The organism is Arthrobacter monumenti (genome assembly GCF_054511255.1).
The window spans coordinates 209059-230888 of sequence record NZ_JBTNCY010000008.1 but is presented as its reverse complement, the minus strand read 5'-3'; the positions used below and the strand labels follow the sequence as shown (position 1 = coordinate 230888).

Here is a 21830-nt window from a genome sequence, read left to right as displayed (position 1 = left end):
CCCGCCATTTCCGGAGGAAGCTACAACAGCAGTCACGGCAGGATGTCATCCAGATTTGGCTCTTCGGACAGGGTTCCGTACTTGGCGGCTGCTTCGCCCAGAAGCCCGGTTGCCTCCCGGTTGAATTCGGCCCGGTAGGTCGGAAGAACCATCTCGGCGCGGAGTTCATCGCTGATTTTGGTGTACGTTCCAACGATGTCGCGGACTTCCTGCGGGTTCTCCTGCGCGTATTCGAGCGACTTCGTCATCGCCGCGCGGAACTTCTCGACCAATTCAGGATCATTCTCGATCTTGTCGCCGCTGGTGAAGTAGCCGGCGATATCCAGGTTGGGATGGGTGTCATGGAAGTTGTAGGAAACGACGCGTGCACCGTCTTCAAGCGACGAAGACAGGAACGGTTCCAGGATCCAGGCCGCGTCAACCTGGCCATTGGCCAGCGCGGCGGGTGCATCCGGGAAGCCGACCTCGACGAAGTCGATCTTGGAGGGGTCGCCGCCATCCTGCTCCACCACATAGCTGATGGTGGTGTCACCAATATTGGCGAGATTATTAACGGAAACTGTGGCACCTTCAAGGTCGGCCGGCGACTGGATCGGAGAGTCCTCCGGTACGACGACGGCACTGAACCCGTCGTCATCCATGCTTGCGCTGGAGGCACCATTGGTGACGAATTTCAGGTCCAGCCCCTGATCCGAGGCGACCATGATCGAAACAATATTCCCGAAGGCGAAGTCGAAGTCGCCGCTGACCACGCCGGGAACGGCCGCAGCGCCACCGGAGGTAGTCTGCAGTTCAAGGTCGAGTCCCTCCTCTTCGAAGAACCCCTTTTCTTCTCCCAGCCAGATGGGTGCAGTGTCGACGATAGGAATCACGCCAACGCTGATCGGAGTCAGATCTCCGCCGCCCCCGCCACCAGCACCCTCTTCTTCGGAGCCACCTCCGCCGCTCGGCGAGCCGCTGCCACAGGCGCTGATGGCCAGAACGGAGGCCGCCGCCATAAAAACAGATAGTTTGCGATTCATCTTCATCCCTTTGGATTGCTCTGTCGGCGCCGGTTGCGTCGGATCGACCGGGGTAGTTCGTATGATGAACAGGTGTTCTGCATAAAAACTATGACGCTACTCACACTGAGTCAAGCAGTGAGCTGTTTTGTTGCACGTTCGAAACACTGCTGTCGTCCGAACACAGGCCGGTTGCCTAGTATCTGTTTTAGAGTCCGGCGCGTCCTCCGGGCCTGTCCATGCCGGTTGTAGGAGCGAAGATTGTCCACCAAGCCGCCTGCCGGCCTGCTCTTCATACTGTGGTGTGCCGTTGGCGTCGGCCCGCTTCTGAGTTATGGATTGAGCACCACCAGCTCTTTGGTCATTGACGAACTTGGCATCAGCGAAGCCCAGTTCGGGCTGTTGGCGACGGTGACCTTCTTTACCGCGAGCCTGACGGCACTGTGGCTGGGCCGGCTCGCCGACCGCGTGTCCGAACGGACGGTGTTGCTGATCATTTTCGGTGGTGCCGCCGCCTCGATGGTGGTGGCGGCACTCGCGCACAGCTACTTCCTGCTGATTCTGGCCATGGCAATCTCGGGCGGCGCCCAGGCGATGGCGAATCCGGGCACGAACCGGGTCATCATGCACCTGGATCCACCCCACAAACGGCCGGGTTGGCTCGGTGTGAAGCAGTCGGGCGTGCAAGGTGCCCAGCTGTTCGCCGGGATATTCTTTCCCGCACTGGCGGTGTTTATCGGCTGGCAGGGAGCGGCAGCGGCCGCCGCCGTCGTGGTGATTGGGTTGGGTGTCCTCGGCTGGAGCCGTGCTCCCGCAGAATCAGGGCAGGTACGACGGCGGCCAGCCCGCCAAAGTGCCGCAGCAGCTCCGCCAAAGGCGAAGCCCGGACGGTTGCCTGCCGTTGTCTGGGCGTACGCCGCAGCGGCTTTCGCGACCGGTGCCGGGATCCAGGCGACCAACGTCTATCTGCCGCTCTTTTCGCAGCGCGAATTGGGCTTCTCACTCGTCCTGGCCGGCCTGACGGCGGCGCTCGCCGGCGTGGTGGGCATCGGCTCACGCGTGTTCTGGGGCAGGGCGATGGCCGGGAACCGCAATGGTTTCTCGCTGCTGCTGATCCTGGCCTCGGGGGCGGCGGCTGGCGCGCTGCTGTTGCTGTTGTCCGCGCCGGCACAGCAACAGTGGATGTTGTGGGCCGGAACCTTCCTGCACGGAGCCACCGCTCTGGCGGTCAACGTCGTCGTCATGGCCGGGGTGATGGCGGAGGTCCCGCGGGAACGGGCAGGCGCCGCCTCAGGTGCGGTGTCGCTCGGTATGTATGTCGGGTTCGGACTGGGACCGCTGATTATGGGGTTGCTCCTTGAGTCATTCGGCGGTTTCCAGGCCGGCTGGACCTTCGTGCTCGGCTCCTATCTGGTCTGCGGACTGCTCTCGCTCACCGCCCGGAGGAGGCGCGCGGGGTCTTGAACACCGTGCCCTGCCATTCCTTGTGCGCTGTCTTGTCCCGGCTCATCATGACGTGCTTGACGTTGGTGTATTCCTCCAGCGAGTAGGCCGACATGTCCTTGCCGAACCCCGACGCCTTGTAACCTCCGTGCGGCATCTCCGAGACGACCGGAATGTGGTCGTTGATCCACACGCAGCCGGCCTGGATTTCCTCGCTGGCGCGCAGCGAACGGGCCAGGTCGTTGGTCCAGGCCGAGGCGGCGAGACCGTACTGGGTGTCATTGGCCAACCGCAGGCCGTCGTCGTCGGAATCGAATGGCAACGCGGTGAGCACGGGGCCGAAGACCTCTTCCTGGACGATCTCCGAATCCTGGGCCACGTCCACCACCAGGGTCGGTTCGTAGAACGCGCCGGCGGCCAGTTCACCGCCTGGTGCCTTCCCGCCGGCCAGGATCTGCGCCCCGGAAGCCCGGGCACGTTCGACGAATCCGGCAACCTTGCCGCGGTGCTGGTGGCTGATCAGGGAGCCCAGATCGGTTGATCCGAGGGTTGGGTCGCCGACCGTCACCCCGGCCATGAGTTCCGCGACCCGCTGGGTAAAGGCCTCGAACAGCGGACGCTGGACATACGCGCGGGTCGCAGCTGTACAGTCCTGACCGCCATTGATGATGGAACCGGCTACCGCGCCATGCGCCGCTGCCTCGACGTCGGCGTCGTCGAACACCACGTAGGGCGCCTTGCCGCCGAGCTCGAGATGGACGCGCTTGGTGGTCGCGCTGGCCATTTCCATGATGCGGCGGCCAACTGCGGTGGAGCCGGTGAACGAGGTCATGACGACGTCGGGGTGCCGCACCAGATGCTCGCCGGCGGTCCTGCCCGCGCCGGTGACAATGTTGATGACGCCGTCGGGTATGCCTGCCGCCGCTGCCGCTTCCGCGAACATCAGCGACGTGCCAGGCGTGAGTTCGGAGGGTTTGAGGACAATGGTGTTGCCGGCCGCGATGGCGGGAAGGATCTTCCAGCCGGCCATTTGGAAGGGATAGTTCCACGGCGAGATGGAGCCGACGACGCCGATGGGTTCGCGGCGGATCATCGACGTCTGCCCGGCAAGGTACTCGCCCGCGGCAAGCCCTTGGAGCTGGCGCGCTGCACCGGCGAAGAAGGACGCGTTGTCGATGGTTCCCGGAACGTCGAATTCGGTCGACATGCGGATGGATTTTCCGGTCTGCGCGGTTTCGACGGCGGCGAGATCGGCGGCACGCCGGTCCAGCTCGGCCGCCAGCTTGAGCAGCGCATCGGAGCGTTCACCCGGCGTCATCCGGGACCACGGAGTGAAGGCGCGCCTGGCGGAGGCAACGGCCATGTCGACGTCGTCCGCACTGGCGTAGCGCAGCGTCTCGGCAACTTCGCCGGTGGCCGGATTAATCCGTTTGGCTTCCTCGCCGCGGCCTTCGCGGTACTGGCCATCAATGAACAGATGCATGTCGAACTCCGTCACTTCCGTCGTCGTCATAAGGGTTGAGGTGCAGCAAGCGTCAGGAATCGAAGCCCATCCCGAGCCGGTCCAACAGCTTCAGCCAGGGACCGCGCCGGCCGCGGTTCCGGTCTGCCCGGATCAGGGCGGCGGTGGTGATCTTGATGCCCAGCCACGCCAGTGGCTCGGGTGGGAAGGGCAGCGGGCGTTTGCGCACCATTTGGAGGTTCGTGCGCTCGGTGGGCGTGCCGCCCAGCAGATCCAGCATCACATTGGCGCCGAACCGGGTGGCACCGACGCCGAGGCCCGTGTAGCCCGCGCAGTAGGCGACCCGGCCGTCGTGCGCGGTGCTGAAGAAGGAGAAGAACCTGCTGCAGGTGTCGATCGCGCCGCCCCAGGTATGCGTGAACTGCACGCCGTCCAGTTGGGGGAAGGTGGCGAAGAAATGCGCCGCCAGCTTGGCGAAGGTTTCCGCGCGCTGCTCATAGCCGTGACGCATCTTCCGCCCGTAGTGGTAGACGGCGTCGTAGCCGCCGAACAGGATGCGGTTATCGTCGGTCAGCCGGTAGTAGTGGAACCGGTTGTTCAGGTCGGACAAGCCTTGCCGGTTGTGCCAGCCGATGGACTGCAGTTGTCCGGCAGTGAGCGGCTCCGTCATCAGCACGTAGTCGTAGACCGGCACCGTGTGCAGCCGGGTGCGTTTGAGCAGGGACGGGAACGCGTTGGTGGCCAGGGCGACCCGGGAGGCGTTGACCCTGCCGCCGTCGGTTTCCAGCAGCACCGAGTGCGCGGTCGAAGTGATCTTCCGGACCGGAGTATGTTCGTAAATTTGGACGCCGGCTTCCAGGCACGCGCGCTGCAGTCCCCAGGCGAGGGCGGCCGGGTTGAGCATGGCAGTGCCCTTCTTGTCCCACAATCCGGCCAGGTAGAGCGGGGACTGGACCTCCTTCCGGAGCGCCTCACGGTCGAGGAAGACGATATCCGGGTCCTTGCCGTCTTCGGCCTGCAGCCACTCGACCTGGTGCTCCTCGGTGGCGACGTCGAGCGAGCCGGTCCACTCGAAACTGCAGTCGATCCCGTAATTGTCGATGGTGTTCGCGATTTCCTGCAGGTTCTCCAGTCCGAGCCGGCGCAGCAGGGCAGCTTCGCCGGGCAGGTGCGCTTCGCCATTGGCGTCCCCGTGGGTCAGGCTGGCTGAGCAGAAGCCGCCGTTCCGGCCGGTGGCTGCCCAGCCGATCCGCGCCCCTTCCAGCAGCACCACCCGCCGGTCCGGGTCGCGTTCCTTCGCGAGCAGAGCCGTCCACAGTCCGGTGTAGCCGCCACCGACGACGGCGAGGTCGGTATCGGTTTCGGCGGCAAGCGCGGGAAGCGACTCAGGGCGGGCAGGATCGTCGAGCCAGGCCGGTTCCGTCGAAGCGTTCGCCAAAGCGGCAGCGACGGCGGCACGCGGGACGGACCTCTCGGCGTCGTCGTAGCTGGTCATGCGTTGATCCTTTGTCCAAGCCGGTCATGGACAACCTGACCGCCCACCATCGTGAGGTCGGTTCCCACCGTGTGCAGTTCGGCCGCGTCCAATTCGAACGGGTCCGTACTCATCACGGCAATGTCCGCGAGCATTCCCGGTTCAATCCGGCCCGCTTCTTCCTGCCGGTTCAGCCAGGCGGAACCGGAGGTGTAGGCGGCCAGGGCGGTCTGCAGCGAAAGCGCTTCTGCAGGAACCAGCGGCTCGGCGTCCGGCGCATCCGGCTCGCGGCGATTGACGGCGACATGGATGGCCTGCCAGGGATCCGGCGTCGAAACCGGCCAATCTGAACCCATCGCCAATGCTGCCCCGGAGGAGACCAGCGAGCGGAACGGATACTGCCAACCCGACCTTTCCTGGCCCAGGATCGGAACGGTCAAGTCCGTCATTTGCTGGTCATTGCAGGCCCACAATGCCTGCGCGTTCGCGGTCACGTCGAGGGCTGCGAACCGCGGCACATCGGATGGATGGACGATCTGGATGTGCGCCATGTGGTGGCGTCTGCCGCTGCTGCCCCAGCCGCGGCCATTGCAACGGCGGGCATGTTCGACGGCGTCAAGGCCGTCGCGGACGGCGCGGTCGCCAATCACGTGCATGTGGAGGTCGAAACCGGCGGCATCGAGGGCCGTCGACACCTGCAGCAGAACGTCCTTCGGCAGATAGCTCAGACCCTGGCCGGGTGCCGGACCGGTGGCCATTTTGTCGCAGGAGCAGGGCCGCAGATACGGCTCGAGCATCGCCGCTGTCTGGTTCTCCGGGACGCCGTCGACCATGATCTTTGCGCTCACGGTGGGGAAGCCGGCCGCCGCATTGATCCGCCGCCGTTCGCGGAAGTTTTCCACCAATTCGGCAATATTCTCCATGCTGGTGCTCCGCGGAACCCACAGGGAACCGGTGGCCCGGCCGGTCAGTTGGCCGCTTTCCAGCAGCCTGCGGTAGCTCGCGCTGGCGTCGCTGTACCCGGCATAGTCACCCAGGATGGCCTCCTGCCATCCCGTCACGCCAAGGCCCTGCAGATATTGCTGTCCCTCCAGCAGGCCTTCTTCCATCTCCGCTTGAGTCAGGGCGGGAATCAGCCGGTTGACCAGGTCCATTGCGCCCTCTTGCAGCGTGCCGGTCGGGTTGCCCTTTTCGTCGCGCTCTATCCGTCCGTCGGCTGGATCCGGTGTGCCGGCGTCGATCCCTGCCATCCGCAGCGCGACGGAGTTGACCCAGGCGCCGTGATGGTCGCGGTTGACCAGGTACACCGGCCGGTCCGGCACGACTTCATCGAGCAAATCTTTGGTGGGAGTGCCGCCGGGGAAATCCTGCATGTACCAGCCGCCGCCGGTAATCCACTCCCGGCCGGTGCCGGCCGCGTAATCGCGCACCTTCGCGGCGAGGGCGGAAGCGCCGCTGGTCTCGGACAGGTCGCAGCCCAGGCGTTCGATGCCCGCCATCACGGTGTGCACGTGGGCGTCGGTAAAGCCGGGAGACAGCAGCCGGCCATCCAGGTTGACGGCCTCTGCGGTCGTCCCCGCCGCCGCCCGCACGTCGTCGTCAGTTCCGACGGCGATGATCCTGCCCGCGCGCACGGCAACGGCCGTCGCCGTAGGGTGCAGTTGCTTTCCGTCGAAGATGCGTCCGGAGTGGAAGACCCAGTCACCGGTCATGGTTGCCTTCCACATGGGCATCCGCCGTCGTCAACGCCTCATCCAGGATGTCCAGCCCGGCGTTGGCATCTTCGACGGTGATGTTCAGCGGCGGGACCACATGGATGCGGTTGAAGTTGGCGAACGGAAGCAGACCGCGGGACTTGCACGCTGCCACCAGTTCGTTCATCTCCGGACTCGAACCGCCATAAGGGGCAAGTGGCTCCCGGGTCTGCGGGTTCTTGACCAACTCGACAGCCCAGAACGCTCCGGTGCCACGCACTTCCCCAACAGCAGGGTGCCGCGCGGCGATGGCTTCCAACCGCGGACCGAACACCTCCCTGCCCAGCATGGCGGCGTGGCCGATCATGTCCTCGTCACGCATCGCGTTGATCGTGGCCACGGCCGCCGCCGTCGCCAGTGGGTGGCCGGAGTAGGTGAGACCGCCCGGATAGGGGCGGTTGTCAAAGGTTGCCGCGATTTCGGCGGAGATGGCCACACCGCCGAGTGGGACATAGCCGGAGTTGACCCCCTTGGCGAAGGTCAGCAGGTCCGGGACGACGTCGAAATGTTCAATGGCGAACCACTTACCGGAGCGGCCGAAGCCGGCCATCACCTCGTCGGCGATCAGGACGATGCCATACTTCGTGGCGAGCTCGCGGACGCCTTTCACATAACCGGGCGGCGGAATCATAATGCCGGCGGTGCCGGGGATGGACTCCAGGATCAGCGCCGCGAAGCTGGGACTTCCCTCGTACTGGATCAGCTGCTCCAGGTGCTCCAGTGCCCGCTGGCATTCCTCTTCTTCGGTGCTGGCGTGGAAGGCGGTGCGGTACAGGTACGGCGGAAAGAAGTGGACGGTGCCGGCGTTGCCGTAGTCGTTCGGGATCCGGCGCGGGTCGCCGGTGATGTTGATGGCCAGGGAGGTGCCGCCATGGTAGGAGCGGTAGGCGGACAGCACCTTGTACTTTCCGGTGTGCAGCCGGGCCATCCGGATGGCGTGCTCGACGGCTTCGGCACCGGCATTCGTGAAGAAAATCCGGTCCAGATCCCCCGGCGTCAGCTCCGCGATCAGTCGCGCTGCTTCGGAACGCGCGTCATTCACGTGCTGCGGAGCAACGGTGCAGAGTTTCAGCGCCTGCTCCCGGATGGCTTCAACCACTTTAGGGTGCTGATGCCCGATATTGGTATTGACCAGCTGCGAGGAGAAGTCCAGCAGCCGGTTTCCCTCACCGTCCCAGACATAGGACCCCTCGGCACGGGTAATGGTCATCGGCTTGATCTGGGCCTGTGCGGACCACGAGTGGAACACATGCTTCCGGTCCAGCTCGTAAGCGCGCCGTCCGGCGGCGAGTTCGTCGTCGGATATCCGGATGCTGGAGGCAACTGTCATGAACTTCTCCTCTGTGACTGGACTTTCCTGTGTTTCATCAACGCCGGCCCGAGACCAGATCCGCCGCTGTGGCGAGGGGGGAGGTGGTCTTGCGTCCGGTGCTTTCGGCCTTGTCTGCGGCAGCATACGCCCGGTAGAGCGACTTGACGGCGATCCAACGCAACGGTTCTGGTTCCCACTGCCGTACCCTGCGGTTCACCCAGGGCATCGCGGTGAGCTCGCTGCCGGGATGCAGGATGAGGTCACGGAGTGTTCTGCCGGCCAGATTCGACGCCGCCACCCCGGTTCCGACATAGCCTCCGGCCCAGCCAATGCCGGATTTCCGGTCCAGTCCGACCGTTGCTTTCCAGTCCCGGGGAACGCCCAGCACCCCCGACCAGGCATGATCGATCTGGGCACCCGCGGCGGCAGGGAACATACCCCGCAGGATTCCGGTCAGTTGCGCGATCGTTTCCGGTTGAGTGGCGCCATCGGTATCTGTCCTGGACCCGTACCGGTACGGCACGCCGCGGCCGCCCAGGGCAATCCGGTTATCGGAGGTCCGCTGGGCATACATGTAGGCATGGGCCATATCCGACACCGTATCGAACTGCGCCCAGCCGATCTCCGACCACACACCGTCGCTGAGCGGTTCGGTGACGATCATCGAGGAATTCATCGGCAGCCATTCGCGGTGTGAGCCTTTGAGGTTGGCCGTAAACCCTTCCGTCGCCCGCACGACGTAGGCGGCGCTCACATCGCCGCGCTCCGTCAGCACCCGTCCGGTCGTGATTTCGGTGACGGCGGTGTCCTCATAGATCCGCACACCGGCCTGCTCCACGGCCGCCGCCAGTCCGCGGACGAGCCTGGCCGGATGGATCCTGGCGCAATGCGGGTGATGGATGCCTCCCAGCGTTCCGGCGACATTAACCCGCGCCCGGCTTTCCGCCGCGGACAACAGCGTGGTGCCGGCCTCGGGCCATTCCTCTTCCTCATCAGCCGACTTCTGCAGCCGCCGCAGCTGTGCCGGGTTGCGCGCCACGTTCAGCTCGCCGCCCTTGGCGATGCCCGCGTCGATCCCTTCGGTTTCCGCCACCGCGATGACTTCGTCAACGGTCTCGTTCAGCAATGTCTGGAACCGGCCCACGAGGTCCCGGCCATGATCTTTTACATACTGTCCGCGGCCGCCGGTAATGCTGTTCGTGAGCCAGCCGCCGTTACGGCCGGAGGCCCCGAACCCGGCAAACCGGCTCTCCAGCACCACGACCCGCAGCCGCGGCTGTGCCTTTTTCAGGTAGTAAGCAGTCCACAGCCCCGTATACCCGGCACCAACAATAACGACGTCGGCACTGATGTCTCCGTCGAGGGCCGGGCGGGGTTCGGGAAGCCCCTGCCCGGCATACCAAAAGGAGACCTGCCCGTTGGTGGTTTGCTGTGTTCCGGCGTCCATCTGCATCAGAGGTGGTTCAGGCCCTCCACCAGCACCGAGCGGAGGATTTGCTCAATCCGGTCGAATTCGGGCTGTCCGATTGTCAGCGGTGGCGCGAGCTGGACGACAGGGTCGCCGCGGTCATCGGCGCGGCAGTACAGCCCCGCCTCGAAGAGTGCATTGGAGAGGTACCCGCGGAGCAGGTGCTCGGACTCGTCGTCGTTAAAGGTTTCCTTGGTCGCCTTGTCCTTCACCAGCTCGATGCCATAGAAGTAGCCTTCGCCGCGCACATCGCCGACGATCGGCAGGTCCAGCAGCTTTTCGAGTGTCGCGCGGAAGGCCGGAGCATTCTGCTTGACGTTGTCGTTCAGGCCTTCACGTTCGAAAATATCCAGGTTTGCCATGGCGACGGCGGCAGAGACCGGGTGCCCGCCGAAAGTGTAGCCGTGGTAGAAGGTGGTGTCGCCGTGTTTGAAGGGCTCGAAGAGCCGGTCGGAGGCAATCATGGCGCCAATGGGGGAGTAGCCGCTGGTCATGCCCTTCGCGCAGGTGATCATGTCCGGCACGTAGTCGAAGTCGGTGCTGGCGAACATCGACCCAATCCGGCCGAAGGCGCAGATAACTTCATCGGAGACCAGCAGGACGTCGTACTCGTCGCAGATCTCGCGTACCCGCTTGAAGTACCCGGGCGGGGGCGGGAAGCAGCCGCCGGAATTCTGCACCGGCTCCAGGAACACCGCCGCCACCGTGTCCGGGCCCTCGAATTCGATGGCCTCGCCGATCCGGTCCGCGGCCCAGCGGCCGAACGCTTCCGGATCCTCCAGGCCTGCCGGAGCGCGGTACTGGTTGGTGTTCGGAACCCGGAAGGCGCCCGGCACCAGCGGCTCGAAGGGAGCCTTCATGTCGGGAATGCCGGTGATGGACAGCGCGCCCTGTGGTGTGCCGTGGTAGGCGACGGCCCGGGAGATCACCTTGGTTTTGTCCGGCTTCCCCGTGAGCTTGAAGTACTGCTTGGCCAGTTTCCACGCCGTTTCCACGGCTTCGCCGCCGCCAGTGGTGAAAAAGACGCGGTTCAGGTCACCGGGCGCATAATGCGCCAATCGCTCGGAAAGGTCGATGGCAGCCGGGTGGGCGTAGGACCACAGCGGCATGAAGGCCAGTTCCCGGGCCTGGCGCGCGGCGGCCTGCGCCAGCTCATCGCGGCCATGGCCGACCTGGACGACGAAGAGGCCGGAGAGTCCGTCGATGTATCCGTTGCCTTGATCGTCGTAGATCATGTGGCCCTCGCCGCGGCTGATCACGGGCACTTTGCCGCCGTTGGCCAGATTGGAGTGCCTGGCCATGTGCATCCAGAGGTGGTCGCGTGCGGCCTGCTGCCGGTCGGTTCCAGCAGGTGTCGTCGGCGTGGTCAAGGATTGGGCAGTGCTGGTGATTGTCATCTGGTCCCCCAGTTGTATTCCTGCTTGCGCAGCGATAGGTACATGAACGTTTCGGTGCTGTTCACACCGGGAATGTCGCGGATTTCGCTGACCAGGCGGACGAGATCCTGATCGTTTTCGCAGACGATTTCGGCAAGGATGTCGAATGAACCGGCACTCACCAGGCAGTAGTCGACCTGCCGCAAGGCCGCCACCCGGTCTGAAACGGCCAGGACATCGTTGCCGGCTTTGATGCCGAGCATCGCCTGCCGGGAGAAGCCAAGCTGCATCGGATCAGTGACGGCAACTATCTGCATCACTCCGTGATCGATGAGTTTTTGGACCCGCTGGCGGACGGCTGCCTCTGAGAGCCCGACAGCTTTGCCGATCGAGGCGTAAGACCGCCGGCCATCTTCCTGCAATTGTTCGATGATGGCTTTGGCCACGTCGTCCACGGAGCCATTGCTGCCCGCTTCAGAATTCATTCGTCCACCTCCTCAGTGGGACTCATCGGTTTTGTTGCCGTCCTGCTATTGAATCCGTTGTAAATCAGAAGCGCAATAGGCAGATTCCGTTGCATAACGAAAATTTATCTACGGAACCTATTGTTTGCAGGGCCAACGTCTGGAATTATCTACGGCACAACTTGTCGGCTTAATAAGGGGAGAATGCGATGACGCCACGACGCTTACCGGAAGATCCACAGCTGCGGCGGTTGGTCGTGGCACAGATGTCCCGCCGGAATGTGCTGACCGGAGCAGGCGGACTGACACTTGCCGGCCTGCTGGCCGCTTGCGGAACCGGAGGTACTCCAACCAGCCAGGGTTCTGCCGAGGGCGGGGCCGTCGTCGACCGGTCCGCCGAGGAGAAAATCGTCAACTGGGCCAACTGGACCTTGTATTTGGACTATGACAGTGAAGCCCAGACGTATCCTTCGCTCGACGCCTTCACCAAGCAGACCGGAATCCAGGCGAACTACTCCGAGGATATCGACGGCAACGACTCATACTTCGGCAAGGTCCAGGGGCAGCTGGCCGCTGGGCAGGACATTGGGCAGGACATCGTCACGCTGACGGACTGGATGACTGCCCGGATGATCCGGCTCGGCTACACCCAGGAACTTGACCGGTCCAATATCCCGAACGCGAAGAACCTCCTTCCGAACCTGCAGGACGTGGACTTCGATCCGGGCCGCAAGCACTCGCTGACCTGGCAGTCCGGTTTTGCCGGCATCGCCTGGAACAAGAAAGCCATCCCCGGTGGCCTGAAGAGTGTTTCCGATCTCTGGAATCCCGAGCTCAGGGGCCGGGTGGAGGTCCTCGACGAAATGCGCGACACCTTGGGGCTGATGATGCTGGAAAACGGCGTGGATATCGGCGGAAACTGGGGCGACGACGAATTCGACAATGCCTTGGACGACCTGCGCAGGGAGATTGCCAACGGGCAGATCCGCCAGGTCAAGGGCAACTCCTACAAACAGGACCTGATCTCCGAAGATGCGCTCGCCGTCGTCGCCTGGTCCGGTGACATCACCCAGCTCAACTTCGAGCAGGGCGATAAGTGGGAGTTCATCCTGCCGGAAGCCGGCGGCACGCTCTGGTCCGACAATCTGATGGTTCCTGTGGCATCACCGCATAAGACCAACGCGGAGAAGTTGATGAACTTCTACTACGATCCGGAAAATGCGGCCACCGTCGCGGCCTGGGTTAACTACATCTCACCGGTGGCCGGAGCCAGGGAAGCAATGGAAAAGGTCGATCCGTCGCTGGTCGACAACCCGCTGATTTTCCCCACGGACGAGTATCTGGCCAATGCGCATGTCATCCGCACGCTCAGCGCGGATGAAGAGACCAAGTACAACGACCGATTCCAGAAGGCAATTGGAAACTGATGGTATTGACGCACGCAGCAAGCGACAGCCGCATGGAAACCTCTGAAGACCGCGGAGCCGACCTTCGATTGAACGCCATCAGCAAGCGCTTCGATGACTTCGTCGCCGTCGACAATCTGGACCTGACGGTTCCGGCGGGGTCCTTCTTCGCGCTGCTCGGCCCCTCCGGCTGCGGGAAGACCACGACGTTGCGGATGGTGGCGGGGCTGGAGCGGCCGACGTCGGGCACTATCAGTATTGGCGGCCAGGATGTCACCAAGACCAGCGCCCATGAGCGGCCGGTCAATACGGTTTTCCAAAGCTACGCTTTGTTCCCGCATATGAGCGTGTTCGACAATGTGGTGTTCGGGCTTAAGCGCCGGAAGGTTAAGGATGCCGCGGCGCAGGCGAAAGCCGTACTCGAACTGGTCGAGCTCAGCCATCTTGGGGCAAGGCGGCCTGCCCAGCTGTCAGGCGGGCAGCAGCAGCGGGTCGCTCTGGCTCGGGCCATCGTCAATCATCCGGCTGTCCTGCTCCTCGACGAACCGCTCGGTGCCTTGGATATGAAGCTTCGGCGGCAGATGCAGACGGAATTGAAGAAGATCCAGATGGGCGTGGGACTCACCTTCATCCATGTGACCCACGACCAGGAGGAAGCCATGACGATGGCGGACACGGTTGCGGTGATGAACGCCGGACGGGTTGAACAGATGGGCGCACCGCGGGATCTGTATGACCTGCCGAAAACCCCCTTCGTCGCGAACTTCCTGGGCAAGTCGAACCTTGTGGCCGGCACTATCACCGAAGACCTCGGCGATGCTGTGGCCCTCAATGCCGGCGGAAACCGGATTATGGTTCATAAAACCCGCACCACCAGTACCGCTGGCCCGGTGCTGGTGGGAATCCGTCCGGAGAAGCTGCAGATCCTGCACGCGTCCGACGCCGCTCCCGGTCCCAACCAGCTTCGCGGCCGTGTGAGCGATGTGTCGTTCACCGGCGTCAGCACGGAATACCTCGTCGATGTTCCGGGAATCGGGGCGCTGGGGGTCTTCAGCCAGAACCGCGGACAGGACTCGGCCGAGCGCGGCGATGAAGTTGTCCTGGTCTGGGATACCGCGCATACCTTTGGGCTGGCCGGCACGGAAGATGCGCTCAGCGGCGTCGAAGAGGCGGCCGTGCTATGAGTCTGCTGGCCACCCGGCGCCAGCAGCAAACCGGCGCCGGCAAGGGCAAGAACGGCAGAAGGCGCAACAAACCGGAGGACTTCCGCAGTCCCGAGGAAGTCGCGGCCGACAAGCGCAAAAGCCACATGGGATATTGGCTGATCCTGCCCGGTTTCATCTTCATGTTGCTGTTCTTTGTGCTGCCGGTTTTTTCGCTGCTGGCAACTTCGCTTTATACCAAGCCGCCCGGGGCGGACATCGGGCAGTTCGCTCCTGCACTGCAGTTCAGCAACTATGCGGTCGTGCTGCAGGATTACTGGGCGGAATTGCTCCGTTCGTTCGGTTTTGCACTGATTGCCACCGTCGCTGCCCTGCTGATTGGCTATCCGATGGCGTACCTGGTTGCGGTCCGGCTGCGTCACCGGAATCTGCTGCGCGGGATCCTGCTGGTGCTGATTATTGCGCCGTTCTTCACCAGTTTTATCCTGCGCACACAGGCCTGGAAGCAGATCCTGGCGGATGAGAGTCTTATCGTCTCTGCCCTGCAGGCGGTGGCCTTATTGCCCGAGGACGGCCGGCTGACCGCCACCGCCTTTGCCGTGGTCTGCGGCCTGACCTACAACTTTCTTCCGTTCATGACGCTGCCGATCTACGCCAGTCTGGAAAGGCTGGATACCCGGCTTCTGGAGGCGGGTTCCGACCTTTACTCCAATGCGTTCACGACCTTCCGGAGGGTGACCCTGCCGCTGTCCATGCCCGGCGTAATGGCGGGGACGCTGCTGACCTTTATTCCGGCGTCGGGCGACTACATCAATGCGGCACTGCTGGGCAACAACCAGGACACCACCATGATCGGCCAGGTGATCGACTCCAGGTTCTTCCGCGTCGTCGACTATCCGGGGGCGTCGGCCTTGTCCTTCATCCTGATGCTCGCGATTCTGGCGCTGGTCACCTTGTACGTGCGTCGCTTCGGCACCAAAGAACTGATCTAGGGGAGCTGCACGTGAAACAAGCCATCGGCCGCTGGGTGATCCCGGTACTCGGCGGATTCGCCTTCCTGTTCCTGCTGGTTCCTGTTGCCTACGTCTTCGCGTACTCCTTTAACGACGGCGGCCGGGCGAACCTGACCTGGCAGGGCTTCACCTTGGATAACTGGGGAAACCCCTGCGGCGCTCCAGCCGTCTGTGAAGCGCTCTCCAACAGCCTGCAAATCAGCGCCGTCGCCACGGTTTTCGCCACCATCCTCGGTACCGCGATCGCCATTGGTCTGGTGCGCTACAGGTTCAAATTCAACGCCACGGCCAACATGCTGATTTTCCTGCCCTTGGCGACGCCGGAAGTTGTGCTGGGAGCTTCGCTGCTCGCGCAGTTCCTGAACCTGGGCGCGGACCTCGGCATCGGGACCATCATTCTTGCGCACACCATGTTCTGCATCTCCTTTGTGGTCGTGACGGTCAAGGCAAGGGTCGCCAGTCTCGATTCCAGAATGGAGGAGGCCGCGGCGGACCTGTATGCGTCCCCGATCCAGGCCTTCTGGCGCATCACCTTCCCATTGCTGCTGCCGGGTATCGTCGCTGCGGCGCTGTTGTCATTCGCCATCAGTTTCGACGACTTCATCATCACGAACTTCAACTCCGGCAATGTGGAGACTTTCCCGAAGTTCATTTACGTGGCAGCCACGCGTGGCATTCCCGCCCAGGCCAACGTGATCGGCTCAGCCGTGTTCCTGATAGCGCTGGTAATCGTCATCGCCGTGCAGATCCTCTCCGCCCGGCGCGCGAAGATGCTCGCCGCCCGCTAGGTTAGGATAGGGCGCTCGTCAGATCCGTGTGGCCAAAATCGTCGCCCTTAAACAGCAGGGGCTCGTGACGTTCCGCGGCCAGGGCGTAGGAAAAACAGTCCCCGAAGTTTAGCTGTGCCGGATGCCCGCCGCCCTTTCCGAAGTCCCGGTACGCTTGTCGTGCCCGGTTCGCCTGCGAAGCTGTCACCTCGACGATTTCCATGTCGTGAATCCGCAGTAAGTCGTCCAGCTTTCTTGCGATTACTGGATCGCTCATCCGATCCGCAATGATGCCCGCTTCCACGTAACTGGCCGCGGATAGGCTCACGGAATTGGCGCGGGAGAGCGCGGCGGCAATGTCCGCGGCTTCAGGCTCCTGCTTAATGATGGCGATCAGAGCCGACGTATCGACGATCACGCCGGAAGACCGTCGTCGTCATAAAGGGCCTCCGTGATCAGGCCGCGGTCCGCATCTGTCAGCCGGGCGGCGCAGAACGCGGCGACCTCCATGGTTTCTTTGTAGCGACGCTCGGACTCGGTCTGCTCATCGCGGGAAAGTCCGGCGATGAATTGTTCCAGTGCCAGACCGATCACCTCCGTCTGGGAGCGGCCGGTTCTTTGTGCAGCGTCTTTGGCCAAGGCGTGCACCCGCTCATTCTTTATGTTCAAGCTCAAGGTCTACCCTTTCTACCTTGTACGTCTCTTATTCTACCCTAGCTGCGCTGTAAAGTGCAGGAGTAGGTCAAGGCAGAGAGGGGATGCGATGGCAGGCAATACCTCCCAGCCGGGTGCCACCGTGCTCTCCCGGACGATGCAGATCCTTGGCTGCTTTTCGGAGGAAAAGCCGCGGTTGAGCCTGCGTGAAATTTCCGCCCTGTCCGGACTTCCGGTCACTACCGCGCACCGGATGCTCAAGGAACTCCAGCTCCAAGGACTGCTGGACTACGACGACGGCGGCAAGCGGTATTCGGTCGGCACAAGACTGTGGGAAATCGGCGAACTGTCCGATGTCAGTCTCCGGCCGCGCGAAACGGCACTGCCCTACATGCTGGAGCTCTATGAAGCGGCCGGTGAAAACGTCCATCTGGCCGTCCTCTCCGGCGCCGAAGCGCTGTACGTTGCCCGGTTGATCGGTCACCGCTCGGTGCCGACCGTCAGCAGGATGGGTGGACGGCTCCCGCTGCACACCACCGGCGTCGGAAAGGTTCTGCTGGCATTCCAACCGGATGACTTTGTCGATAATTACCTGGGCGATGCGTTGGCCAGGCCGACCGCCTATTCCGTTATTTCCGCGCCGAAGCTGCGGGCCGAAATTGAGCAGACACGTCGGAGCGGCTTTGCCCTCACCAGCCAGGAGATGACCCTCGGCAATGTGTCGATTGCAGTGCCGATTACCGACTCAGGGGACCGGGTGTTCGCAGCCATCAGCCTGGTCCTGCACACCGCCCGCGCAGACGTGCGCCGTTTCGTGCCGCTGCTGCGCCGGGCCGCTGCCGGTATTTCGGAGAGTCTGGCCAGTCATTCCACTGAGCGGGATTAATCTGTTGCCCGGCTGGTACGGTGCTGACAAGGTGAACTGAAACGTGCACCAAGGGAGAAACCATGACCGTTGAAACGACGAACCTCCCGGACAGGGGAGAGGGGTCGCAGGCGCAGATTTCGAGCGAGATCGAAACTCTGCATGCCGGGTACCAGCAGCGGCGCCAAGAAGGGGAACCGCCGGCATTGCAGCCGAGCCTCGACTTCCCGCCCTACCGCAGCAGCATCCTGCGCCACCCCACGAAAAACCCCCGCCATGTGGATCCGGAATCCATTGAGCTCGCCTCGCCGGCTTTCGGCCACACCGACGTCTCAGAGCTGGAGAGCAATCTGACGATTGTCCATAGCGGCGAACCGCTCGGCGAACGCATGGTTGTCTCCGGCCGGCTGCTTGACGGCGAGGGCCGCCCGGTCCGAAACCAACTGATCGAGCTCTGGCAGGCCAACTCCGCCGGGCGCTACATCCACAAGCGGGACCAGCATCCGGCACCCATCGACCCCAACTTCACCGGGGCCGGCCGCTGCATCACCGACGACGACGGCAACTACAGTTTCCTGACCATCAAGCCAGGTGCCTACCCCTGGAAGAATCACCGGAACGCCTGGCGGCCGGCGCACATTCACTTCTCGGTGTTTGGCACCGCCTTCACACAACGGATCGTGACCCAGATGTACTTCCCCGGAGATCCGCTCTTCCCGCTGGATCCGATTTACAACTCCATCGTCGATCCGGATGCCCGGGAGCGCCTGGTGGCGAAGTTCGACCACAACCTCACCTCGCCGGAATGGGCGCTGGGATATCGTTGGGACATTGTCCTCACCGGATCCAAAGCCACCTGGGTTGAGCCCGAAGGAGACGACGAATGAGCACCCCCTTAACCAGGCCGGCCCCGACGCCGGGCCAGACTGTTGGCCCGTTCTTCGGCTACGCCCTGCCCTTTGACGGTGGTCCGGAACTGGTGCCGCCACACGACCCGAAGGCTGTACGGCTGCATGGGTATGTCTACGACGGGAACGGCGATCCTATTCCGGATGCCATCCTCGAAATCTGGCAGGCGGACCAGGACGGCAGGATCCCCACAGAGCCGGGCTCGCTGCACCGCGACGGGCATACCTTTACCGGATTCGGCCGCTCGGAAACCGATGCAGCCGGGCATTACCAGTTCTCCACGGTGATTCCCGGCGCTGCTTCAACCAGCGGAACCCCGTTCATCGCTGTCGCAGTGTTCAGCCGCGGGCTTATCAATAAACTTCACACCCGGATCTACCTGCCCGGAAACGAGGACCTGCACGCCACGGATCCGTTCCTCACCAGCCTGGATGCGGATGAACACACCACCGTGGTCGCCACCGCCGATGGGATCGGTTCCGTCCGGCACGACATCCACTTGCAGGGTCCGCAGGAGACGGTGTTCCTTGCCTTCGACTGAGCCGGCCGAGTCTTCCACTGATCCGACTGAAATGCATAATTATTCGTTGACGGCGCCGATGTGGTCCGGCACGCCGGCCGCGGCAGCCACTTCGGATGAGTCCTTCCTGGCCTGCATGCTCGAAGCGGAGGTGGCGCTGGCTGCGGCGTTGGCCCGGCACGGTGCGATCCCGCAACTCCACGTGGATACCATCCGTACCGCGGCAGGTCCGGGCAATTTCGACGTCCGCTCCATTGCGCTGCGTGCCCGCGGCGGGGGAAATCCGGTGATCCCCCTGCTGGCCGATCTGCGGGATCAGGTGCGCAAGCTCGATCCGGAGGCGGTGGCTTCCGTACACAGGAGTGCCACCAGCCAGGACATCGTCGACTCCGCCCTCATGCTCCTCGCGGTACGGGCGACCCGGATCATCCTGGCCGATCTCCGCACGGCGGCGGAAGGTCTAGCCACGTTGGCGGACCGCCACCGGCCCACCATCATGGCCGCCCGCACGCTGACCCAGCAGTCGGTGCCCACCACGTTCGGGCTCAAGGCCGCGGGTTGGTTATACGGATTGACGACGGCGGCACGGCGGCTTGAGCGTCTGGCACCGGAGTTGCCGGCGCAGCTTGGCGGAGCATCCGGAACGCTTGCCGCCACTGCCCAGCTGTTGAATCCAGGTGAGGCGCTCGCCGTCGTCGACGCCTTCGCCGACGAACTGGGACTGCATGCGCCGGTGATGCCGTGGCACACCCGGCGGGCTCCCGTGACGGAACTCGGTGATGCGCTGGCAGGTGTCAATGACGCGCTGGGCAAGATCGCCGTCGACATTGCCTTGTTGTCCCGGACGGAAATCGCCGAAGTCTCCGAGCCCGCCGCGGCCGGCAGGGGCGGATCGTCCGCGATGCCGCAAAAACAGAACCCCGTGCTCAGCGTCCTGATGAACGCCGCGGCGCGGAAAGCACCGGCGCTGGCAGCGGAACTGCACCGCAGCGCGCTCGCCGTCGATGAACGGCCCGACGGAGCCTGGCACACCGAATGGTCGAGCCTGCAGGAACTGCTGCGGCTCGTCGGCGGATCGGCCGCGCTCGCCGCCGAACTGACCCCCGGGCTGCAGGTCGACGACGCGAAAATGAAGACCAACCTGGAGTTGACCGGGGGGCTGGTGCTGAGTGAACGCCTGATGCTGGAGCTCACTCCGGTGCTTGGAAAAGAGCAGGTGCAGCAGCTGATCAGCCGGGCCGGAGCCGGAGAGGATCTGCGGGAAGTCCTGACCGCTGCCCTTGACAGCATCGACGGTGCGGACAGCGGGAAACGACCCTCCGTGGAGCAACTCCTCGACCCTTCCGGGTACGTTGGCTGTTCGGACGCCATCATCGACCGCGCATTATCCGCATACCAACAACACTTCGTTAGACAGGAGCCATAATGGCCGGAACCAACCTCATCCTCGGTCCCTCCCTGGGAACATCCTCGTTCGTCTGGTCGAAGGCCGCCGCCCTGCTGCCGCAGGACTGGAACATCGCAAACTACGAGCTCCCTGGGCACGGACCGCAGGTCCCCGCGATGGGTCCGCTGACGATCTCCGCCGTGGCCGACCAGGTGGTCGAGCTTGCCGACACCCTCAAGATGGACACGTTCCACTACGCGGGGATATCGCTGTGCGGCAGCGTCGGCCTCGACCTCGCACTGCGCTATCCGGACCGGCTCGAGAGCCTGGCCGTCATCTGCTCCGGGGCCAAAATCGGCGAGGCGGAGGCCTGGGAGGAGCGCGCCGGACAAGTCCGCAAGCAGGGAACACCTGTGCTCGTGGATGGCTCCGCCAAACGCTGGTTCGCGCCGGGCTATATTGAGCGGGACCCGGACTCGGCGGCCCGCCTGCTGCACGACGTTTCGGATGCGGACAACGGCTCCTACGCCTACCTGTGCGAGGCGCTCGCCGGCTTCGATGTGCGGGACCAGCTTGGCGCCATTTCTGTGCCAACCCTCGTGCTTTCGGGCGAGCACGACGGCGTCACGCCGCCGGAGCTGGGACGGTCAGTTGCCGATGGGATCCCCGGAGCGAAGTACGCGACCATTACGGATGCCTCCCATCTGGCGCCCATCGAGCAGCCGGACCAGGTGGCACAAGCGATGCTGAACCTCGTCAAGGAGTCCGAATGAGCACGCAGGACGACGCACGAACAGAAGATTCAGCCCGGTTCGACGCCGGCATGGCAGTCCGCCGGGAAGTGCTGGGCGATGAGCACGTCGACCGCGCCAACGCCGGAATCGACGACTTCACCGCCGACTTCCAGAACATGATCACCCGCACCGCTTGGGGCGAGATCTGGACCCGCCCGGGACTGGACCGGAAAACGCGGAGCGTCATCACCATCACGGCACTGATCGCGGGCGGGCATATGGACGAGCTCGGTATGCACATCCGTGCGGGCCTGCGCAACGGACTGACACCGGACGAAATTAAGGAAGTCCTGCTCCAGTCCGCGGTCTACTGCAGCGTCCCCTCGGCCAACTCCGCGTTCAAGATTGCCCAACCGATTATCGCCGGGTCCGCAGCCCGCTAGCCTGCCGTGGATTGCGGCCTATGCCGCTGAGCTCGATAAAGTCGCTGACTCGACAAAGCGGTTGGCTTGGATAAATGTGCGTGGTGCGTAGCTGTTGGGCAGACCTTGACGGGCTCCTTTCGAGTACGACTGGTCCGATAGGCCGGTCTTCCCCCGCCCGGAACGGTGCTTAGCGTCCAGGACGGAGGTTAGCACCACCGTTCTGGACGCCGAGG

General features: G+C 63.7%; 21 protein-coding genes. 11 read left to right on the top strand and 10 right to left on the bottom strand.

Annotated elements, in window-relative coordinates; genetic code table 11:
• Positions 1-32: 32 nt before the first annotated feature.
• Positions 33-1022, bottom strand: coding sequence for an ABC transporter substrate-binding protein (locus ACX80B_RS14090; RefSeq protein WP_459297202.1), 990 nt, complete (start codon positions 1020-1022; stop codon positions 33-35).
• Positions 1023-1262: 240 nt separating this feature from the next.
• Here ACX80B_RS14090 and ACX80B_RS14085 point away from each other — a divergent pair, with 240 nt between their 5' ends.
• The gene (locus tag ACX80B_RS14085; RefSeq protein WP_459297200.1) at positions 1263-2465 is read left to right on the top strand and encodes an MFS transporter; all 1203 of its coding nucleotides are present in this window, start codon (positions 1263-1265) and stop codon (positions 2463-2465) included.
• Here ACX80B_RS14085 and ACX80B_RS14080 read toward each other — a convergent pair.
• From ACX80B_RS14080 to ACX80B_RS14050, 7 genes are read right to left on the bottom strand one after another with little or no spacing between them, the layout of a single operon-like run.
• On the bottom strand, positions 2434-3927 hold the full coding sequence (locus ACX80B_RS14080; RefSeq protein ID WP_459297198.1) for a gamma-aminobutyraldehyde dehydrogenase: 1494 nt from the start codon (positions 3925-3927) through the stop codon (positions 2434-2436). The two genes, ACX80B_RS14085 and ACX80B_RS14080, sit on opposite strands and share 32 nt — an antisense overlap.
• A gap of 52 nt (positions 3928-3979) precedes the next feature.
• Positions 3980-5401 carry an NAD(P)/FAD-dependent oxidoreductase gene (locus ACX80B_RS14075; protein WP_459297196.1) on the bottom strand — a complete coding sequence of 474 codons (1422 nt, stop codon included), beginning with the start codon at positions 5399-5401 and terminating at the stop codon, positions 3980-3982.
• Entirely contained in the window at positions 5398-7092 is a 1695-nt protein-coding gene (locus ACX80B_RS14070) for an amidohydrolase (RefSeq protein ID WP_459297194.1), read from the bottom strand. The genes ACX80B_RS14075 and ACX80B_RS14070 overlap by 4 nt, the downstream gene beginning before the upstream one ends.
• Positions 7082-8464, bottom strand: a complete 1383-nt coding sequence (locus tag ACX80B_RS14065; protein ID WP_459297192.1) for an aminotransferase class III-fold pyridoxal phosphate-dependent enzyme — start codon at positions 8462-8464, stop codon at positions 7082-7084. The genes ACX80B_RS14070 and ACX80B_RS14065 overlap by 11 nt, the downstream gene beginning before the upstream one ends.
• A gap of 37 nt (positions 8465-8501) precedes the next feature.
• Positions 8502-9893: an NAD(P)/FAD-dependent oxidoreductase gene (locus ACX80B_RS14060; protein WP_459297190.1), complete on the bottom strand. Its 1392-nt coding sequence runs from the start codon at positions 9891-9893 to the stop codon at positions 8502-8504.
• Between the two features lie 5 nt (positions 9894-9898).
• On the bottom strand, positions 9899-11311 hold the full coding sequence (locus tag ACX80B_RS14055; RefSeq protein ID WP_459297188.1) for an aspartate aminotransferase family protein: 1413 nt from the start codon (positions 11309-11311) through the stop codon (positions 9899-9901).
• Positions 11308-11775 (bottom strand): Lrp/AsnC family transcriptional regulator, encoded by a 468-nt coding sequence (locus ACX80B_RS14050; protein WP_459297186.1) that lies wholly within the window; start codon positions 11773-11775, stop codon positions 11308-11310. Before ACX80B_RS14050 ends, ACX80B_RS14055 begins: the two co-directional genes overlap by 4 nt.
• 188 nt (positions 11776-11963) lie before the next feature.
• Here ACX80B_RS14050 and ACX80B_RS14045 point away from each other — a divergent pair, with 188 nt between their 5' ends.
• Genes ACX80B_RS14045 through ACX80B_RS14030 form a run of 4 tightly spaced genes read left to right on the top strand, consistent with a single transcriptional unit; the run spans position 11964 to position 16124 of the window.
• Positions 11964-13181 (top strand): ABC transporter substrate-binding protein, encoded by a 1218-nt coding sequence (locus ACX80B_RS14045; protein ID WP_459297184.1) that lies wholly within the window; start codon positions 11964-11966, stop codon positions 13179-13181.
• A 32-nt stretch (positions 13182-13213) separates the two neighbouring features.
• A complete protein-coding gene (locus tag ACX80B_RS14040; protein ID WP_459297182.1) occupies positions 13214-14344 on the top strand; it encodes an ABC transporter ATP-binding protein in 1131 nt (376 codons plus the stop codon).
• Positions 14341-15315 (top strand): ABC transporter permease, encoded by a 975-nt coding sequence (locus ACX80B_RS14035; RefSeq protein WP_459297180.1) that lies wholly within the window; start codon positions 14341-14343, stop codon positions 15313-15315. The genes ACX80B_RS14040 and ACX80B_RS14035 overlap by 4 nt, the downstream gene beginning before the upstream one ends.
• 11 nt (positions 15316-15326) lie before the next feature.
• Entirely contained in the window at positions 15327-16124 is a 798-nt protein-coding gene (locus ACX80B_RS14030; RefSeq protein WP_459297178.1) for an ABC transporter permease, read from the top strand.
• A gap of 1 nt (position 16125) precedes the next feature.
• Here the strand turns inward: ACX80B_RS14030 and ACX80B_RS14025 are convergent, their stop codons facing one another.
• Positions 16126-16521 carry a type II toxin-antitoxin system VapC family toxin gene (locus ACX80B_RS14025; RefSeq protein WP_459297176.1) on the bottom strand — a complete coding sequence of 132 codons (396 nt, stop codon included), beginning with the start codon at positions 16519-16521 and terminating at the stop codon, positions 16126-16128.
• A complete protein-coding gene (locus tag ACX80B_RS14020; RefSeq protein WP_459297175.1) occupies positions 16518-16772 on the bottom strand; it encodes a type II toxin-antitoxin system VapB family antitoxin in 255 nt (84 codons plus the stop codon). Before ACX80B_RS14020 ends, ACX80B_RS14025 begins: the two co-directional genes overlap by 4 nt.
• A 94-nt stretch (positions 16773-16866) precedes the next feature.
• Between ACX80B_RS14020 and ACX80B_RS14015 the strand changes: the two genes are divergently transcribed.
• From ACX80B_RS14015 to pcaC, 6 genes are all read left to right on the top strand, one after another.
• Positions 16867-17643: an IclR family transcriptional regulator gene (locus ACX80B_RS14015; protein ID WP_459297173.1), complete on the top strand. Its 777-nt coding sequence runs from the start codon at positions 16867-16869 to the stop codon at positions 17641-17643.
• A gap of 62 nt (positions 17644-17705) precedes the next feature.
• Positions 17706-18509 (top strand): protocatechuate 3,4-dioxygenase subunit beta, encoded by an 804-nt coding sequence (pcaH, locus tag ACX80B_RS14010; protein WP_459297171.1) that lies wholly within the window; start codon positions 17706-17708, stop codon positions 18507-18509.
• Positions 18506-19072 (top strand): protocatechuate 3,4-dioxygenase subunit alpha, encoded by a 567-nt coding sequence (gene pcaG, locus ACX80B_RS14005; protein WP_459297169.1) that lies wholly within the window; start codon positions 18506-18508, stop codon positions 19070-19072. The genes pcaH and pcaG overlap by 4 nt, the downstream gene beginning before the upstream one ends.
• A complete protein-coding gene (locus tag ACX80B_RS14000; protein WP_459297167.1) occupies positions 19059-20477 on the top strand; it encodes a lyase family protein in 1419 nt (472 codons plus the stop codon). Before pcaG ends, ACX80B_RS14000 begins: the two co-directional genes overlap by 14 nt.
• Positions 20477-21211, top strand: coding sequence for an alpha/beta fold hydrolase (locus ACX80B_RS13995; RefSeq protein WP_459297165.1), 735 nt, complete (start codon positions 20477-20479; stop codon positions 21209-21211). Before ACX80B_RS14000 ends, ACX80B_RS13995 begins: the two co-directional genes overlap by 1 nt.
• The gene (gene pcaC / locus ACX80B_RS13990) at positions 21208-21615 is read left to right on the top strand and encodes a 4-carboxymuconolactone decarboxylase (RefSeq protein ID WP_459297163.1); all 408 of its coding nucleotides are present in this window, start codon (positions 21208-21210) and stop codon (positions 21613-21615) included. Before ACX80B_RS13995 ends, pcaC begins: the two co-directional genes overlap by 4 nt.
• Positions 21616-21830 lie beyond the last annotated feature (215 nt).

Coding starts and splice junctions, on each gene's coding strand:
- pcaH (WP_459297171.1), top strand. CDS start 17,706: ATGACCGTTGAAACGACGAACCTCCCGGACAGGGGAGAGGGGTCGCAG.
- ACX80B_RS14045 (WP_459297184.1), top strand. CDS start 11,964: ATGACGCCACGACGCTTACCGGAAGATCCACAGCTGCGGCGGTTGGTC.
- ACX80B_RS14065 (WP_459297192.1), bottom strand. CDS start 8,464: ATGACAGTTGCCTCCAGCATCCGGATATCCGACGACGAACTCGCCGCC.
- ACX80B_RS14050 (WP_459297186.1), bottom strand. CDS start 11,775: ATGAATTCTGAAGCGGGCAGCAATGGCTCCGTGGACGACGTGGCCAAA.
- ACX80B_RS14070 (WP_459297194.1), bottom strand. CDS start 7,092: ATGACCGGTGACTGGGTCTTCCACTCCGGACGCATCTTCGACGGAAAG.
- ACX80B_RS14075 (WP_459297196.1), bottom strand. CDS start 5,401: ATGACCAGCTACGACGACGCCGAGAGGTCCGTCCCGCGTGCCGCCGTC.
- ACX80B_RS13995 (WP_459297165.1), top strand. CDS start 20,477: ATGGCCGGAACCAACCTCATCCTCGGTCCCTCCCTGGGAACATCCTCG.
- pcaG (WP_459297169.1), top strand. CDS start 18,506: ATGAGCACCCCCTTAACCAGGCCGGCCCCGACGCCGGGCCAGACTGTT.
- ACX80B_RS14040 (WP_459297182.1), top strand. CDS start 13,214: ATGGAAACCTCTGAAGACCGCGGAGCCGACCTTCGATTGAACGCCATC.
- pcaC (WP_459297163.1), top strand. CDS start 21,208: ATGAGCACGCAGGACGACGCACGAACAGAAGATTCAGCCCGGTTCGAC.
- ACX80B_RS14080 (WP_459297198.1), bottom strand. CDS start 3,927: ATGCATCTGTTCATTGATGGCCAGTACCGCGAAGGCCGCGGCGAGGAA.
- ACX80B_RS14055 (WP_459297188.1), bottom strand. CDS start 11,311: ATGACAATCACCAGCACTGCCCAATCCTTGACCACGCCGACGACACCT.
- ACX80B_RS14060 (WP_459297190.1), bottom strand. CDS start 9,893: ATGGACGCCGGAACACAGCAAACCACCAACGGGCAGGTCTCCTTTTGG.
- ACX80B_RS14035 (WP_459297180.1), top strand. CDS start 14,341: ATGAGTCTGCTGGCCACCCGGCGCCAGCAGCAAACCGGCGCCGGCAAG.
- ACX80B_RS14090 (WP_459297202.1), bottom strand. CDS start 1,022: ATGAATCGCAAACTATCTGTTTTTATGGCGGCGGCCTCCGTTCTGGCC.
- ACX80B_RS14015 (WP_459297173.1), top strand. CDS start 16,867: ATGGCAGGCAATACCTCCCAGCCGGGTGCCACCGTGCTCTCCCGGACG.